At 64.9% G+C, this 16,652-nt stretch carries 13 protein-coding genes and 2 pseudogenes; 9 read left to right on the forward strand and 6 right to left on the reverse strand.

The features are described 5' to 3' along the window. Window positions 1-9 precede the first annotated feature (9 nt). A pseudogene (locus B3446_RS00260) lies at window positions 10-573 on the forward strand (PepSY domain-containing protein); the annotation flags it as partial. 23 nt (window positions 574-596) lie between these two features. On the opposite strand, the gene hpaI reads toward B3446_RS00260, so the two are convergent. From hpaI to B3446_RS00275, 3 genes are all read right to left on the reverse strand, one after another. Then, window positions 597-1,397, reverse strand: coding sequence for a 4-hydroxy-2-oxoheptanedioate aldolase (gene hpaI / locus B3446_RS00265; protein WP_291376073.1), 801 nt, complete (start codon window positions 1,395-1,397; stop codon window positions 597-599). Between the two features lie 40 nt (window positions 1,398-1,437). Then, window positions 1,438-1,899 carry a homoprotocatechuate degradation operon regulator HpaR gene (gene hpaR, locus B3446_RS00270; RefSeq protein WP_105239511.1) on the reverse strand — a complete coding sequence of 154 codons (462 nt, stop codon included), beginning with the start codon at window positions 1,897-1,899 and terminating at the stop codon, window positions 1,438-1,440. Window positions 1,900-2,086: 187 nt separating this feature from the next. After that, complete coding sequence (locus B3446_RS00275; RefSeq protein ID WP_291376077.1) at window positions 2,087-2,794, reverse strand: hypothetical protein; 708 nt, start codon at window positions 2,792-2,794, stop codon at window positions 2,087-2,089. Window positions 2,795-3,212: 418 nt separating this feature from the next. Between B3446_RS00275 and radA the strand changes: the two genes are divergently transcribed. The 5 genes from radA to B3446_RS00300 all read left to right on the forward strand — a co-directional run bounded on the left by radA (window position 3,213) and on the right by B3446_RS00300 (window position 10,170). Further along, on the forward strand, window positions 3,213-4,574 hold the full coding sequence (gene radA / locus B3446_RS00280) for a DNA repair protein RadA (RefSeq protein WP_175123498.1): 1,362 nt from the start codon (window positions 3,213-3,215) through the stop codon (window positions 4,572-4,574). A gap of 28 nt (window positions 4,575-4,602) precedes the next feature. Next, window positions 4,603-5,409: a sulfite exporter TauE/SafE family protein gene (locus B3446_RS00285; RefSeq protein ID WP_291376078.1), complete on the forward strand. Its 807-nt coding sequence runs from the start codon at window positions 4,603-4,605 to the stop codon at window positions 5,407-5,409. Window positions 5,410-5,642: 233 nt separating this feature from the next. Continuing rightward, a complete protein-coding gene (locus B3446_RS00290) occupies window positions 5,643-5,861 on the forward strand; it encodes a hypothetical protein (RefSeq protein ID WP_175123496.1) in 219 nt (72 codons plus the stop codon). Window positions 5,862-6,193: 332 nt separating this feature from the next. Then, a complete protein-coding gene (locus tag B3446_RS00295; protein ID WP_291376080.1) occupies window positions 6,194-8,524 on the forward strand; it encodes a T6SS effector phospholipase Tle3 domain-containing protein in 2,331 nt (776 codons plus the stop codon). Continuing rightward, window positions 8,521-10,170 (forward strand): type VI lipase adapter Tla3 domain-containing protein, encoded by a 1,650-nt coding sequence (locus B3446_RS00300; protein ID WP_291376081.1) that lies wholly within the window; start codon window positions 8,521-8,523, stop codon window positions 10,168-10,170. The genes B3446_RS00295 and B3446_RS00300 overlap by 4 nt, the downstream gene beginning before the upstream one ends. A 142-nt stretch (window positions 10,171-10,312) precedes the next feature. Here B3446_RS00300 and B3446_RS00305 read toward each other — a convergent pair whose 3' ends face one another. The 3 genes from B3446_RS00305 to B3446_RS00315 all read right to left on the reverse strand — a co-directional run bounded on the left by B3446_RS00305 (window position 10,313) and on the right by B3446_RS00315 (window position 13,449). Next, window positions 10,313-11,269, reverse strand: coding sequence for a 2-hydroxyacid dehydrogenase (locus B3446_RS00305; RefSeq protein ID WP_191575632.1), 957 nt, complete (start codon window positions 11,267-11,269; stop codon window positions 10,313-10,315). A gap of 131 nt (window positions 11,270-11,400) precedes the next feature. Beyond that, window positions 11,401-12,372, reverse strand: a complete 972-nt coding sequence (locus B3446_RS00310; RefSeq protein WP_191575631.1) for a Bug family tripartite tricarboxylate transporter substrate binding protein — start codon at window positions 12,370-12,372, stop codon at window positions 11,401-11,403. 75 nt (window positions 12,373-12,447) lie between these two features. Next, window positions 12,448-13,449 carry a Bug family tripartite tricarboxylate transporter substrate binding protein gene (locus B3446_RS00315; protein WP_291376083.1) on the reverse strand — a complete coding sequence of 334 codons (1,002 nt, stop codon included), beginning with the start codon at window positions 13,447-13,449 and terminating at the stop codon, window positions 12,448-12,450. Window positions 13,450-13,685: 236 nt separating this feature from the next. On the opposite strand from B3446_RS00315, the gene B3446_RS00320 reads away from it, so the two are divergent. The 3 genes and pseudogenes from B3446_RS00320 to B3446_RS00330 form a co-directional block, all read left to right on the forward strand. Beyond that, complete coding sequence (locus B3446_RS00320) at window positions 13,686-14,615, forward strand: dihydrodipicolinate synthase family protein (protein WP_291376084.1); 930 nt, start codon at window positions 13,686-13,688, stop codon at window positions 14,613-14,615. Window positions 14,616-14,729: 114 nt separating this feature from the next. After that, window positions 14,730-15,503 carry a FadR/GntR family transcriptional regulator gene (locus tag B3446_RS00325; protein ID WP_370633056.1) on the forward strand — a complete coding sequence of 258 codons (774 nt, stop codon included), beginning with the start codon at window positions 14,730-14,732 and terminating at the stop codon, window positions 15,501-15,503. A 120-nt stretch (window positions 15,504-15,623) separates the two neighbouring features. Further along, window positions 15,624-16,652, forward strand: a pseudogene (locus B3446_RS00330) (Ldh family oxidoreductase); the annotation flags it as partial.

Genomic DNA, 16,652 nt, shown 5'->3' on the forward strand with positions numbered 1-16,652 from the left:
GCCTGGCGCATCCGCTGGCAGGGCGGTCCGCATAAGCGCAACTACGATCTGCATCGTGCCGGCGGGCTGTGGCTGTGGGCAGCGCTGACGCTGATGGCATGGAGCAGCGTCGCGCTGAACCTGCCCTCCATTTACGATCCGGTGATGCGTGCCGGTCTGAGCTATCAGTCCGATCCCCGGCGCGGCGCGGCCGTGGCGGTCGGCGACCCGATGCCGCCCGTGCGGGCCCGCGACGCCGGTCGGCGGCTGATGGCGGAACTGGCTGCCCGCGAAGGCTTCGTCGTGCTCGGCGAACACTGGCTGGCGCTGGATGCGCGCCGCAAGCTGTATCGCTACAGCGTGCGCAGCAGCCGGGATCTGCGCACGCGCAGCGGCGCGACGTCGGTCGTGTTCAATGCGGTGAATGGGCAGCTCGTGGGCAGCCATCTTCCAACGGGCAGGGCCGCGGGCGACACCGTCAAGCATTGGCTGACCAGCCTGCACATGGCGGCGTTCTGGGGCTGGCCGTTGCAGTTGATGGTGGCGCTGGTCGGCGTGGTCACGCTGGCGCTAAGCGTGACCGGTGTCTGGCTGTGGTGGACGCGCCGCCGCGCCCGTCAGTACGGGCCCTTGCTCGGGGCGACGGCGGCCAGTTCCTTGAACTCGCCGGCCAGCGCCTCGGCCGCGCGCGCCAGCAGTACGGCATCCACCCCCACCGCCACGAAGGTCGCGCCCAGGGACAGGTAGTGCTTGGCCTGCGTCACGCCGCTGTGCAGGATGCCTGCCGCCTTGCCGGACCGCACGATGCGCGCGATGGCATCGTCGATGGTCTTCTCGACCACGGGATGCTCCGGTTGGCCCAGGTAGCCCATGCTGGCCGACAGGTCGGCGGGGCCAATGAAGACACCGTCCACGCCGTCAACGGCCAGGATCTCGTCAAGCGCCGCGATGCCGTCCGGGGTTTCGATCTGCACCAGCACGCACATCTGGTCGTTGGCGCGTTCAAGGTAGTTGGGAATGCGATTCCAGCGCGACGCGCGCGCCAGCGCACTGCCCACGCCGCGGATGCCCTGTGGCGGATAGCGCACGGCGGCAACCGCGGCGGCGGCTTCCTGTGCAGACTGGATCATGGGCACCAGCACCGTCTGTGCGCCGGTGTCCAGGATCTGCTTGATCTGGACGGGGTCGTTCCATGCCGGACGCACCACGGGGGCAACCGGATATGCCGCCACGGACTGCAATTGGGCGAGGGTGGAATCGAGGGTATTGGGCGCGTGCTCGCCGTCGATCAGCAGCCAGTCGAACCCGGCGCCCGCAAGGATTTCCGAGGTGTAGGCGCTGGCCAGGCCGGCCCACAGGCCGATCTGGGGTTTGCCGTTGCGCAGGGCTTGCTTGAACGTATTGGTCAGGAGGTCCATGGACTCGGGATCGCGTGGAGGAAAGAGGGGGGATTGACGTTCAGGGCGTACCAGCATCGCGAGTGGGGCCGTCGCGCTTGATGAGGTCGACCATGGCGTCCACATCGGTGTACAGGCGCTCAAGCAATTCCTTGCCGATCCTTTCTTCGATTTCCTGGTACTTCGCGTCGACCTGGGGCCGCATGCGGTCGATGAGCTTGTTGCTTTTGGCGGTCAGGGAAATTTCCTGGCGCCGCTGGTCGGCGCTGGATCGTGTGCGCTTGATGAGCCCTTGCTCTTCCATGCCGGCCAGCATGCGCGTGAGGCTGGGACTCAGGATCTGACAGGCCCGGGCGATCTGATTGGGTTCCAGCGAGCCCACTTCGCTCAGCGTGCGCAAGACCCGCCATTGCTGTTCGGTGACGCCGGCTGCGTGCAGGATGGGCCGGAAATGCGCCATCAGCGTTTCGCGCGCGTAGAGCAGCAAATGGGGAAGATTGCGGTGGTGGAAGCTCGGACTCATGGCGGCTATGTTAGCAAGAAGCCGCCCAAAAAATGCTCAATTATTCAGGCCTTAACTTGGCCTGCCCCGGCGCGGCGGCGGGCCGGGGCAGGGGCAGGTCGGGGGGGCGGATCGGCGGCGCAGTCAGGGTGCAGTCAGGAGGCAAAGCCAAGGCCGCGTTGGGACTGGCGAGGGCCAGTCCCGGACGTCACGCCGGGTTCTGGCGGGACAGTTCCTGCAGGTCGTCAGGCAGGGCAAAATCGGGCGCGCCACGCTGCAGCTCGCGCAGCGCCTGCACGGCGTCTTCTTCGCGGTCGTCCACGATCAGGCCGCGGATCTGGGCGACGCGCGCCTCGATGTCCTGCTCGGTAAAGGCTGCAACCTGCTGTGCTTGCGCCGGCTCCACTTGCGCGGCAGCTTGCGCGGATTCCTGCGCAGCCGTTTCAGCGGCTGCGGGAGCGGGCTCGGCGGGTGCTGCGGCCGCGGCAGATTGCGCTGCCGCGGGTTGGGTCGATACGGGTTGGGTCAATGCAGGTTGCGACACCGCGGGCTGGACCGGCGCTGCCGGTTCCTGCTGCAGGGCGACGACGCGGCGCAGGGGCGACGGATCGCTGGCCGGCGCGACGGCCGCGGAAGGCGCAGCCTGCGCAGCTTCGCTTTCCTGCACGGCCACCAATTGCATCTGAGGCTCGGTGTCCTCGATGGCCTCGCGCATATCGGTCCACGCAAAAAGGCCTGCGACCATCACGGCGCAGGCGGCGGCGCCCCAACCGGGATGCCAGCTATGGCCGGGGTGCCATCTGCGTCGTACCGCGGCATCCAGTTCCGGATTGGCACCGGGACCCGGCTTGCGGTACAGGGCGCGCAGATCCCGTTCATCGTCTTCGTCAAAAGGGGGGCGATAGGTAATGCTCATGCGCGTACTCCTCGCACATACGCCGGGTGGCACAGCGTATCCGCGTTTGACCTTTGCTAGCGCCGCGCCGGTGGTCCGGCGTCTGGTCGTGCTGGGGTCATGTTCCGGTTCGGGCGGTCTCGTGAAAGGCCGCGAGTGATTGCGCCGCGATTCCCCACGCAGTGCGTCGCAAGGACGTCCGTCGTGGAGTATGCCGTCCGGTTGGGACGGTTCGACAATCTGCGCTGCACCTGGCGATTATGCGCGATTTGAAACCGATCGGGCAGGAAATTTCTTCTGTTTGCATCATGTAACTGCTGTGCGTCCCTGTTTGTGAAAGCTGTCTGAAAGAAATGTCTTTCGCCCGCACGCAACCAGTGTGCCAAAACGATCTCTGTACTGGCGCAGCGCCCGGAGGTTGCCGGGTACACTTTCGCGCATGGCAAAAACCCGAACCGTATATGTGTGCGCCGATTGCGGCGGCACCACCCCCAAGTGGCAGGGAAAATGCCCGCATTGCAACGCGTGGAACACGCTTGAAGAAACGGTGGAATCGTCCGCGCCCGCGGCCGCTGCCCATCGTTATGCGCCGCTGGCCTCGTCCAGCCCGGTGCGCAGCCTGTCCGAAATCGAGGCCCGCGAAACCCCGCGCACGCCCACCGGCCTGGACGAATTCGACCGCGTGCTCGGCGGTGGCCTGGTGGCCGGCGCGGTGGTGCTGATCGGCGGCGACCCCGGCATCGGCAAGTCAACGTTGCTATTGCAGGCGCTGGCCTCGCTGTCAGAGTCCACCAACGTGCTGTACGTCACGGGCGAAGAGTCCGCCGAACAGGTCGCGCTGCGCGCGCGCCGGCTTGGCCTGCAAACCGGCAACGTCAATTTGCTGGCCGAAATCCGCCTCGAAGCCATCCAGGCCGCGGTGTCGGAACAGAAGCCGTCGGTTGCCGTCATCGACTCGATCCAGACGCTGTACAGCGGCGAACTCACCGCGGCGCCCGGCTCGGTCTCGCAGGTGCGCGAATGTGCCGCGCAGCTCACGCGGCTGGCCAAGCAGACGGGTATCGCGATCGTCATGATCGGCCACGTCACCAAGGACGGCGCGCTGGCCGGCCCGCGCGTGCTGGAACACATCGTGGATACCGTGCTGTATTTCGAGGGCGACACGCACTCGTCGTTCCGCCTGGTGCGCGCGTTCAAGAACCGCTTTGGCGCCGTCAACGAACTGGGCGTGTTCGCCATGACCGACCGCGGCCTGCGCGGCGTGGCCAATCCTTCCGCCTTGTTCCTGTCTCAACACGAACAGCAGGTTGCGGGCTCGTGCGTCATGGCCACTCAGGAAGGTACACGCCCGTTGCTGGTCGAAATCCAGGCGCTGGTCGATAGTTCCCATGCGCCCAACCCGCGCCGCCTGACGGTCGGCCTTGAAGGCAACCGGCTTGCCATGCTGCTGGCCGTGCTGCACCGGCATGCGGGCGTGTCCACGTTCGACCAGGACGTGTTCGTCAACGCGGTCGGCGGCGTGCGCATCACCGAACCCGCGGCCGACCTGCCGGTGCTGCTGGCCATCATGTCTTCGCTGCGCGACAGGCCCCTGCCGCGCGGTCTGATCGCGTTCGGCGAAGTCGGTCTGGCTGGCGAGATCCGTCCCGCCCCGCGCGGGCAGGAGCGCCTGCGCGAAGCCGCCAAGCTCGGCTTTTCGGTGGCCCTCATCCCCAAGGCCAACGCGCCGCGCCAGCCCATCGAAGGCCTGGAGATCTGGGCGGTGGACCGGCTGGACGCGGCACTGGAAAAGCTGCGCTGATGCGCGGCGTCGTTGGTTGGAGCAACACGTGAGTCTGTTCGTCATTGCCGCATGCCTGGCCGCCGGCTGCATGATCGGTTTCATGGGCGGCGTGCTGGGCATCGGGGGCGGGCTGATCGCCATTCCGGCCCTGGTCCTGCTGATGGGCATGTCGCAGCAGCTCGCGCAGGGCACGGCGCTCATCATGGTCTTGCCGACCATCATGATGGCCGTGCGCAAGTACAACCAGCAGACGCGCATCGACAAGCGCGTCGCGCTGGCCGGGGCGGCGGGCGCCGTGGTGTTCACGTGGGTCGGCGCGCAGATGGCGCTGGGCATCGACTCGACCTTGCTGCGCCAGAGCTTCGCGGTGTTCCTGTTCTTCATCGCGCTGTTCTACGTCTGGCAGACGTGGCGCGCCTCGCGCCCGGCGGCCCNNGGGCGCCCCTCGCGCCCGGCGGCCCGCCACGCGCCGCCGCCTGCACGCGCCACGCCCATCTTCACGCCGAGGCGCGCAAGTGTGCTGGGCATGCTGTGCGGCACGCTGGGCGGGTTCTTCGGCGTGGGCGGCGCGGTGCTCGCCGTGCCCATCATCACATCGGTCTTCCGCCTGCCGCAGACCTCCGCGCAAGCGCTCGCACTCAGCATGGTGATTCCGGGCTCGATGATCGCGCTCGTCACCTACACGTGGGCAGGGCAGGCCAACTGGATGGTCGGCGCGCCGCTCGCGATCGGCAGCCTCATCTTCGTGCCCATCGGCGTGCGGCTTGCGTACCGGCTTCCTGAACGCAAGCTGAGAGCTTGCTTTGCGCTGATGCTGTTTGCCACCGTCGCGCTGTTGGCGTTTGAAGGTTAAACCGACAAAAGAATAGCCGCCCCGCCGCCCGAAGGCGGGGCAGCCCCCGCGGGGGGCAGCAAGCGAGCGAAGCGAGTGCGGCGCGGGGCAACAATTCTTTAGTGACCGAAAAATTGTGGTTCGGCGTTGAACCTTCTGGATGGGCAAGCTTCAAACCGCATACGGGCCTAGCGGCATCGTGCCGCCCCGTAACGGAAAAGGGCATCTGCCCTTCACCAACCAGGAGTACTTACATGACGACTCACTCCCGCATTGCTGCGTTTCTTTCCACTTCGGCCCTGTGCCTGGGCCTCGCTGCCGCGCCGTCGGCATTCGCGGCTGGCGCCAGCAAGACCGGCGACACCAAGACCCAGGCGCATCACAAGCATCACAAGGCTGACAAGTCGTCCGCCAAGCACTCGGCAGGCGCAGCGACCAACCACAAGTCCGGCGCCACGACGCCGACCAAGTAACCGCGCCGGGCGGCGACGCCCAAGTTCCTTTGCGCGACAAAGACTGACCGGACACGCGGGGGCCGGAAAGTCGAAAGCCTCTCGGTATGGGCGCCGAGAGGCTTTTTTGTTTCTGTTATCTGGCGCAAAAAGAAAGCAGGGCGTTGACGCAACTGTGGGATCGATGCGTAGCTTGCTCAAACGCATTGATGGACTCGTTCCATTTTGTTAATAGGACGCTTCTGATTTACGAGCCCCATGGGCGGCTTGTACAAGTGTCGATGCCATTCGGCGCTAAATATGCCTATACCCAACTTTCGGGAAAAACTCGGAGGTCATAGGGAGTTGAAGGGATGTACTCGCCCCCCATTACCGGAAAGACCCGAGCGCTCGTGGCGCCCAATGCCACGGATGCCAATGTTCAAAAGCAGCAGCCAAAGCCCTGCATCGTGATCTTGATTCACGGGGTCAACGATCTGGCAGGCGTCTACGACACACTGGAAACCGGCATTTGCATCGGCCTGAATGAACGTCTGGACCACCTGCTCACCAAACGCGGCGAGCGCAGCCCGGCTGCGCTGAATCCCGCCCGGTACACGTCGCCCAAGGACGATGATGGCAGAGCGCCGGACCCGGACGCGGTCTACTACCGCCGCGTGGCGACGTTAGGCAAGTATGGTGGTCATTCGCGCAGCGTGGTGATTCCCTTTTATTGGGGCTTTCGTGAAGAAGAAGGCCGGATACAGAAACAGACCACCCATGGCGAATGGCTTGACCGCTTCGGCAATCGACTCGATAAGGCCGGGTCCAAGGAGGGCGGCGCCTTTGCCAATGCCACCACCACCTTGCCGGATATGTTTGGCAGGGGCTTTTCAGGCAAGGTCGGGGGACTGCCTGCCAATGCGCTTTTCGGATCTCCAGACCATCCGTTGTTCCCCACACCGTCCAGGCGCTTCATGGTGTTGGCAGCGCAGCGACTGGCCATGTTGGTCAAGATCATCCGTGCCTATCGGCACCCCGATGGTCGCTCAGGCGCAGACGACACCATCAACGTGGTCGGGCATAGCCAGGGCAACCTCATTACGCTGCTGGCCAATGCAATGCTTCACGACGATGGCCAGCGCCCGATCGACGGCTTTGTCATGATGAGTCCACCCTACAGCCTGGAGGAGACATTCTTCGAACGCAGTGAGATGGGTAAGAGTCAGCAGACAACCCCGGCACGCGTAAAGACCCTGAGCAATATCATCAAATTTATCGCTGACAAAGCCCATCACACGCCATCTTTGGCTGACATGGCTGATGCCGCCAAGGACAGCTGTATCGGTGGTCTTCGCTGGACGGGGCGGCAATGCGAAACCTCGATCGATGGCGAAAAGGTGAGCTTCGCCGAGCGGGACAATCGAGGCAGTGTGTTTCTCTATTTCTCGCCGCAAGACCAGACCGTCGGCATGGCCAACGTCCAGGGAATCGGCTGGCAAGGCGTTGGTGTACATGCCAGCTACTACTGGTTCTTTGATCCCGATGCTTCAAGCGCCACGACTTGCCGCGTCGAATCCCAAGCGAGCTCGGATCAAAGGGATTACCGGCGCTTCGATGTGCCCGCCCTAGCTTCGCTCGGCGCGCGGTTCTTCCAGCGTGTCTTTACGACCCGTGAGCGAGATGGCCTGGGCGAGCACGTCGGCGAGCCTCCTTCCTATGCCTACAAGTTGGTGGGGCACGGCGCCATGGGGATGGGTGAAAGCACCTGGGAAGGAACCCAACTCGGGGCGGGGCGCAAGATGGTTGCGAACGCCGACTTTTTTGTCGAACAGACCGTTACCATTCAGGCGCCGACGCTGCCCGCTCTCTTCCTTCCGGATTTTGTTGCCGACGGCACGACGTTGGGCCGCAAAGGTTCCCGGGGTATCAAGCCCGTGTGGACGGACACCGACCCCATTGATGCCTCAATTTCCATTACCAATGGCGGCATCGATGCGCAGATTACGCGGGTGATAGCACTGCCCACTGCCAATCTGCATGGCCCGGCGCTACGGCGCGCTTTGGAGGAAAAAGCCGCCGATATCAATGATCCAAACCGTAACCCCTACCTTGCCCCGGAAAACAACGGATGGGCGGCCGATTGGCATCGTGTCGCACACGTGAAGCCGCTGGGTGGTGGACGCTACGACGCGGTTTTTGAGGAGTCGCCCAATGAGGCGCGCCGGCGGATGATGGACGCTCCCGCAGGTAGCAACGAGCCTGTCTCGTTCCACTCGGCGATTCCAATGAGTGCCATGCACAGTCGTCGTGCCGTGGCCTACGACCTGGCCATCGGGCAGGCCTGCAGTATTGATGATGAGGTGTTCTATGCCTATTTGTGCCGTGTGGCCGATTGGCGGCTTGACTGGGAAAATCGAGATGGCTCGTGGGGTGGCTCGCAGGACACGGTAATGAGCAACGAACCCGACGAAGAAGTATTGCAATGCTACGAGGCAGAATCAGAGGCGAACAGAAAGCTGATTGCCAATACCACTCTTTACCGAAGCAACGAGATTCCGCCTCCAGATGGCCAACTTCAAGGTGGCGGCATCCTCCCAAAGATCACCCTCGATGCGGACTATCCCAGCATGGTCGCCTGGCAAAGCGTGGAAGATAGGTTCCAAGGCCGAGGGCTACAGTGCGGCCCAGAGAGGAACCCATGAGCCCCATCTCGCTCCTTGCCGCATCAGTGCTGTTGCGTTGGTGGGCGGTTGTCCCTGAGACACCACCGCCGTCCGAACCTCAAACTGCCCCTCTGGCGGCAATGGTGTGTCCGATGCCATCCGCTGAAGCGCTTCCCGTGGCGGCGGCCTCACTGAATACTTCCTCTGCCTCCAAAGGTGCCCCCATGTTGCCTCAGCGTCTGGAAACCCTGGATATCGTCCGCGTGGGTCTGAGTCTGGATGTCTATCGTCAAGGGCAAGTGTGGGCGCAGTTGCATAAGCAAAGCGCCGATCAACCCAATGCCTTGCTCGTGGGTAGCGCCTTGCCGATGGATCCGCGCGACTATCCCGTTGACGGTACGCTTAAGGACATGGCCTGGGGCCAGCGAAAATCCAATGCATTGGAATTGGCTCTGAAGAGTTTCCCGGAGCGCTGGCCTCTGCCGACCGTGGTGGTCGTACGGGACTATAACCCGCACATGGAACGGCCTCGCGTCGCGCCCAAGGACATGGAAGTGGCGCTGAGAAAAATGGCAACTTCGCAACGTGGCAACGCAGGGTTGCACTGGCACCGGCTCCGCCAGTTAGACAATGGCATTATCTGCAATACCAATCCGGAAGCAGTAATCGAATCCATCTTTCAACTGTTCGAGCGCAATCCGGACATGCCGGCCTTGCTGGTCTATGCGCTCGATAGCTTCAACTTGCGGGCGGCGCTGTCCAGCAAGAATATTCGCCTGAACGACATTTCACCGCGCGGCGAGCGCACCCCTCAGACACCCACCGATGCCGTCGTGGCCCTGGTCGTCGCCCGTCCCGAGCGCCTGGCTTGGCTGCGCGAGTTTGCCAAGTACACCAAAGAAAAACCTCACTCTATCGACCCGGCCTTCATTGGCTGGGAACGTTCACCGCGGCAGGCGTTCAAGCCGACAACGTTCTTCCCCGAGCCGATTACGCGCCGAGGCTTTGAGCAATGGGATCGCTTGAAGGTACTGGCGCGGTTGCATCGGCCGGTGACGGTTTCGTTGCAAGCGAAAGACAGGGCCGAAGTGCCGCTCAAGAATTCGGAGCGAGATCAGGCTATTGCCAGCGGATGGGACCAAGCGATCACCGCGTTGGGTTCCTCGCCAACGCGAGCCTTCTTCGACACGGGCAAGCTCTCGGGCGGAATTGCTCAGTTGGCTCCGGCCCTGCATGGGGTGCAGCTTCCCCTGGATTTGCTTGACTCGACCCAGAGCTACGACCTTTCCCAACGGCTAGGCGATATAGGCGCCGCATCGCCTTTTGTCGGCGTGGCCCTGGCTACCATGGCGAGTTATCTCAATGCCGACAGTAGTATGGTGGTGCCTTTGCGCCGAGCCGATCGTGCGACCTTCATTGGTATCAGCCCTCCGGCGCCTGGGAAAAAGCCCGTTGACGATCCCTTTGGCGTTTCGCTCAGGCCGCAACACACTGCGGTCACCACCGAGCCCTCTCCCGAGTTCAAGGCCTGGATGGGTCAACGGCGTATTGACCACCAGCGTGAGCAGGAACGCAGCACTCCTCGCTATCGAGATCCGGCAGTCGTAGCCCGGGAACAACGCGTTCTTGATGACTTTATTGCGGGCCTTTCCGGCGCCGACCCTCTGAGTCCGAAGAACAACTAGGTTTCGTAGAAACGGAAACTGGTTGCCTGGCGCGACTGCACCTCGGAAGCGCGCTGTGCCGGCATCAATGGCCGCGCCGAGTGGTGAACCAGGTCAAGAATGCGCCGCCGCTCAGCGCCCCACCGGCGGCGGCCGCATTCGCTTATTCCACCGGCGTGATCACGCGGCCTGTCTCGAAGAACGACTGCAGATTTTCCAGCATCATGTCTTCCATCGCCAGCCGCGTTTCCTCGGTGGCGCTGCCGATGTGCGGCAGCAGCACGGCCTTGTCGCTCTTGATCAGCGCTTCCGGCACCTTGGGCTCGTGCTCGAAGACGTCGAGCGCGGCGCAGCCCAGCTTGCCGTCTTCAAGCGCGGCGACCAGCGCCGTCTCGTCGATGACCGGCCCGCGTGCGATGTTGACGATGATGCCCTTGGGACCCAACGCCTCAAGCACCTCGCGGTTCACCAGGTGGCGCGTGCTCGGTCCGCCGACGGTCGCCACGATCAGGAAATCGGCCCACTTCGCCAAGTCCGTCAGCGAGGCCTCGTAGCCGTAGTCCACGTCGTCGCGCTTTCTGCGGTTGTGATAGCGCACGTCCATGTCAAAGCCCGTACCGCGCTTGGCGATGGCTTCGCCGATGCGGCCCAGGCCTACGATGCCCAGTTTCTTGCCGCTGACGCGCAACCCCAGCGGAATGCTGCCGTGCACCTGACCCCATTGCCCAGCACGCACGAAGCGTTCGCCCTGGCCCATGCGGCGCGCGCCCGCGATCAACAGGCCCCAGGCCAGATCGGCCACGCAATCCGTCAACACGTCCGGCGTATTGCTGACCAGCACGCCCCGCTTGCGCGCGGCCTCGACATCAATGGTCTCGTAGCCCACGCCCCAACTGCAGATGGCCTTCAGGTCGGGCAGCGCGTTGATGAGCTCGGCGTTGGCGCCGAAGTTCGCGGACGTGACGACGGCGGTGACGCCCTTGCCATGTTCGGCCAGCGCGGCCTTGCGATCCGGGTACTTCCACAATTCGATGACGTCATAGCCGTCGGCCAGGCGCTTGTTGGCGGAGGGAGAGCCGGCCAGCGAGCCGACCTGGATGATGCGTTGCTTGGTGGTCATGTTGTCGTACGGTTGGGTGGCGAAGGGTTCATGCTACTTGATTCATGCGGGAGACCGCCGGCCCGCCCCACATCCGCAGGATCGGGACGGACCGCGGACGAAAGATGCCCGCCTTTGGGCATCCCGTGGCTTTACTCGAGCTGAATGTTGGCTTTCTGGATCACGTCCTTCCAGCGCTTGACCTCGGCCTGCTGGAATTCCGCGAACTGCTGCGGCGTGTTGGCGACCACTTCAAAGCCCAGGCCTTGCAGCGTCTTCTGCGTCTGCGGCTCGCGCAGCGCGGTGCGCAAAGCCTCGGCCAGCTTGTCTACGACCGGCTGCGGCGTACCCTTGGGCACGGCAAAGCCCTGCCAGGAATACACGACCATATCCTTGATGCCGGCCTCGGCCAGCGTCGGCACGTCGGGCAGATCGGTCGCGCGCGTGTCGCCCGTGATGGCCAGCGCCTTCAGCTTGCCCGCCTTGATGTGGTTCTGCACGGCGCCCAGATTCTGGAAGGACACGTTGACCTGTCCGCCGATCAGGTCCGCGATGGCGGCGCCGCCGCCCTTGTACGGTACGTCGACGCCGGTGCTCTGCGTGCGCTGCCGGAACAGCACGGCTGACAGGTGGTCCGACGATCCCGTACCCGATGAGGCGTACGACACGCGGTTCGGATTCTTCTTGGCGTAGTCGACCAGTTCGGCCACGGTGCTGGCCGGGAACGACGTGGCCGCGACCAGCACGTTGGGGTTGCGCACCGCCTGCGTCAGGTAGGTGAAGTCCTTGCTGGGGTTGTACGACAGATTCTTGTACAGGGCTTCGTTGATGGCGAAGGTGCCGATGGATCCGACCATCATGGTGTAGCCGTCGGGCGTGGAGCGAGCCAGCGCCTGCGCGCCGATCGCGCTGTTTGCGCCCGGCTTGTTCTCGACGACGAAGGTCTGCCCCAGGATCTTCGCCAGCGCCGGTGTGACCGAGCGCCCGGTGATGTCGGAAGATCCGCCTGGCACGAAGGGCACGATCATGGTGACGGGCTTTTCCGGGTAACCGGCGGCAAGGGCCGCCGGCGCCCCAAGCACAACGGCGCCCGCCGCGAATACGGCGCTGATCAGTTTGTTCATGGTGTCTCCTGGTTCGCGTGATGATGAAGAGCCCGCCGCTCACGCGTTGCGGACGGGCCCCGGATCGGCGCAGGGTCAGTCGACCTTGGCGCCGGATTTCTTCACAACGTCGGCCCACTTGACGGTTTCCTGGGCCATGAACTGCTTGAACTGAGCGGGCGTGTTGCCGGATGGGGTCGCGCCTTGCGCCTGAAGCTGTGCGCGCACGGGCTCCTGCTGCAAGGCCGCCGCCACGTCGCGCTGGACCTTTTCCACGATGGCGGGCGGCGTGCCGGCCGGCGCCAGCAGACCGAACCAGCTCGATGCCTCGTAGCCCTTCACGCCGGCTTCAGCCATCGTGGGCACGTCGGGCAGGGCGGGCGAGCGGTTTGCGGTCGTCACGGCCAGCGGGCGCAGTTTGCCGGCCTTGATGAAGCCCATGGACGAGGGGAGATTGTCGAAGATCAGGTCCGCCTGTCCGGCCATCACGTCGGTGAGCGCGGGGCTGCTGCCCTTGTAGGGCACGTGCGTCATGCGCGTGCCGGTCATGCTCTGGAAGAGTTCGCCCGACAGGTGCGTGGAAGTGCCGTTGCCGGTGGACGCCATGTTGACGCTGTCGGGATTGGCCTTCAGGTACTTGATCAGGTCCGCCACGTTGCGGATGCCGTGCTTGTCGGCGAACTTGGGGCTGACTTCGAGGATGTTGGGCACCGGGATCACCAGCGTCACCGGCACGAAGTCCTTGACCGGGTCGTAGGGCAGCTTGGCGTACACGGACTGATTGATGGCGTGGGTGCTGACCGTGCCCATCAGGAAGGTGTATCCGTCGGGCGTGGCGCGGGCGGCTTCGGCCGAGCCGACGTTGCCGCCGGCGCCCGCCTTGTTGTCGACCACCACGGGCTTGTTCCAGCTCTTGCCCAATTCGGCCGCCACGACGCGCGCAGCGATGTCGGCGGTGCCGCCGGCGGGGAAGGGCACGATGATCTTGACCTCGCGTTCGGGGTAGTCCGCGAAAGCCGGCGAGGCCGGCAGGGCAAAGGCGGTGGCCGTCAGCAGGGCGGCCGCAATGAACCGGCCTCGCACAGGGGCTGCATGCATGGAATTCGTCTCCTCGGTGTGCGCGTGGCCGCGCATCGTTTCTGGGGGTATTCCGCTCCCGGCGAGCCGGGAGCTCAAAGCCGCATGCGGCCCGCGCCTCATGCGACTTGTGTGCTGCCGAACTACTTGTAAAACAAATATAGGTATTGAGCTATAGCTTGTCAACCAAGTATACTTTTTTCACCTTACTCATCTGACAACCGCACTGACAACCTCACCCGCCAGGAGCCCCTTCCATGAAAACCACCCCGGTCGCCGCCCAGGATCTGCAGCGCTCGGTCATCGCCGTGCCGCCGCTGGCCCGCAACGCCGACCTGTCGCTGAACGAAGCGGCCAACAAGACGCTGCTCGGCCACCTGGAAGCGGGCGGCGTGCGCAACGTCATGTATGGTGGCAACGCCAACTTCTACAACGTGGGTGTGAGCGAATATGCACGCATCGTGGACATGCTGGCAAGCCTGGCGGGTCCGGACACCTGGATCCTGCCCTCGGTGGGGCCCGACTACGGCAAGATGATGGACCAGGCCGCCATCCTGCGATCGCGCGCCTTTCCCACCGCGATGCTGCTGCCCATGTCCTTCCCCTATACCGATGCCGGGCTGGCCGACGGCGTGCGCCGCTTCACGGATGCGCTGGGCAAGCCTGCGGTGGTCTACATCAAGTCGGCCGACTACCTGGCCCCGGAAACCGCGGCGCGCCTGATCGAGGAAGGCCGTCTCGTCGCCTTCAAGTACGCCGTCGTGCGCGACAACCCGTCCGAGGACGCCTACCTGTCCGCTCTGCTGCAAGCCGTGGATTCGCGCTGGGTCGTCAGCGGCATCGGCGAGCGCCCGGCCATCGTCCACTACCGCGAATTCGGCCTGAAGAGCTTCACGTCGGGATCCGTCTGCGTGGCGCCGCGCGGTTCGATGCGCCTGCTGCATCTCTTGCAGGAGGGCCGCTTCGACGAAGCCGAAGCCGTGCGTGAACAGTACATGGGCCTGGAAGACTGCCGCGACGGCATCAGCCCTATTCGTGTGCTGCACGATGCCGTGACGCTGTCGGGCGTGGCGGACATGGGCCCGATGCTGCCGCTTTTGACCGGCATCTCCAGCACCGAACGCGAACGCGTGGCGCCCGTGGCGCGCGCGCTGGCCGCCTGGGACCGCGAAACCGCCACGGCATGACCGCGTGCGGCGCAGCGGACGCAATGCGGGTACGATGAGCGCCGTCCGCGCATCGCAGCAGTCTTTCAGGGCCTGTTCTCCGCGCGAGGACAGGCCCTACTACCAGGAGTTTCCGTGGCTCGACCCAAAGCATCCCCCTCATCCACGCCGCACGCGCCCGACGAGGCGCAAGCGCCCGCCGCGCCGGTGCTGGAACGCGGGCACCGGGTGCGGCTGGCGGACCAGCTTTACGGGCAGATCTTCGAACAGATCGTGTCCGGCGGACTGAACGTCGGCGACAAGCTGCCGTCTGAAAACGAAATCTCCGAACGCTTCGGCGTGTCGCGGCCCGTCGTGCGCGAAGCCTTGCTTCGCCTGCGCGCCGACGGCCTCATCACCGCGCACCAGGGCCTGGGCACTTTTGTCAGCCACCAGCCTGCGCCGCGCTTGAAGGCCTTCAACGATGTGCAGAATGTCAGCGCCTATCTGCGCGCCCAGGAGGTGCGTGTGGCGCTGGAGGGCGATGCCGCGCGCCTGGCCGCGCTGCGGCGCACCGACGATCAGCTTGGAAAGATTGCCGACGCTCACGCGGCGTTTGCGGACACCCTGGCAAAGGGACAAGTGTCCGCCGAAGCGGACCTGGCCTTTCATGCCAGCATTGCCGAGGCCAGCGGCAACGACTTCTATCTGGGCGTGCTGGAAAGCATCCATGAGTCCATCAGCGGCTTCATGCGCCTGACGCTCAACCTGACGCGCACCGGCTCGCGCCAGCGCGCGCAGCGCGTTGTGGACGAACATGCCACCATCCTGGACGCCATCCGCGAACAGGACGGCGAACGCGCGCGCGTCGCCATGCAATTCCATTTGGGCCAGGCGCGGCACAGACTGGTCGACCGCGACCGGGACTGACCCCGCTGCCGACGCCCGCCACACCTACAAGACGACAGGAGACAGACAGTGTCAGGGAACGGAGCAAACGCCACGGCCGTGCCGGTGGAGCAGGTGCGAGAACAGATCCTGCAGGTGCTGATGGCATGGGGCATGGCCGAAGACCTCGCCCACATCACCGCGGGTCTGATGGCGCGCACGGACCTGCTGGGCATCGATTCGCATGGCATCTCCATGCTGCCCGCTTATGAGGACAAATGGCGCGCCGGCACGCTGCGGCTGGACGCACGGGCCCGCGTGGTGCGCGACGGCGGCGCCAGCGCGCTGATCGACGGAATGGGCGGCCTGGGCTATCCGGTCGCTGCGCAGGCCATGAACCTGGCCGTGGACAAGGCGCTGGAACACGGCGTGGGCGCCGTCTCGGTCTGCAACTCGCATCATTTCGGCGCGGCAGGTGTCTATGCGCGCATCGCGGTCGAACGCGGCGTGGTGGGGCTGGTCACCAGCAGCGCCAACGGCGTCATCATGGTGCCCACGCGCGGCGCGATGCCGATGCTGGGCACCAATCCCATCGCGTTCGGTGCGCCCGCAGCCTACAACGAACCCTTTGTGCTCGACATGGCGACGACGACCGTCGCGGCCAACAAGGTCAAGGTCTACGACTTCCTGGACAAGCCTCTGCCGCCCGGCTGGGCGGTGGACGGGCAGGGCGCGCCGGTCACGGACGCGGACGCGGCCATGCAGTACATCTTCAAGCGCCCCGAGGGCGGCCTCACGCCTTTGGGCGGCACCACCGCCATGAGCAGCCACAAAGGCTATGGTCTGGCCATGATGGCGCAGATCCTGGGCGGAACGCTCAGCGGCAGTGCGTTCGCTGCGCGGCGTGCGGCCACGCGCCGCCCCGGCGAGCCCGACGACGTCGGACATTTCTTTTTGGCGCTCAACCCCGACGCCTTCCGCGCGGCCGGGTCGTTCGAGACCGACATGGACGACATGATCGACGCCATGCACGACACGCCGCCCGCCAATCNNCCACGCCCCCCCCCCCGCCAATCCCGCCGAACCCGTGCTGGTGGCGGGCGAGCCCGAAGCGGCCGAACGCATGCGCCGGCTGCGCGAGGGCATCCCGATTCCCGCCGCGCTGGCCGAACGCCTGCGCGGCATCTGCGA

The sequence above is a fragment of the Achromobacter sp. UBA5777 genome (assembly GCF_002418565.1).
In the GTDB taxonomy this organism is placed as follows: Bacteria; Pseudomonadota; Gammaproteobacteria; order Burkholderiales; family Burkholderiaceae_B; genus Achromobacter; species Achromobacter animicus.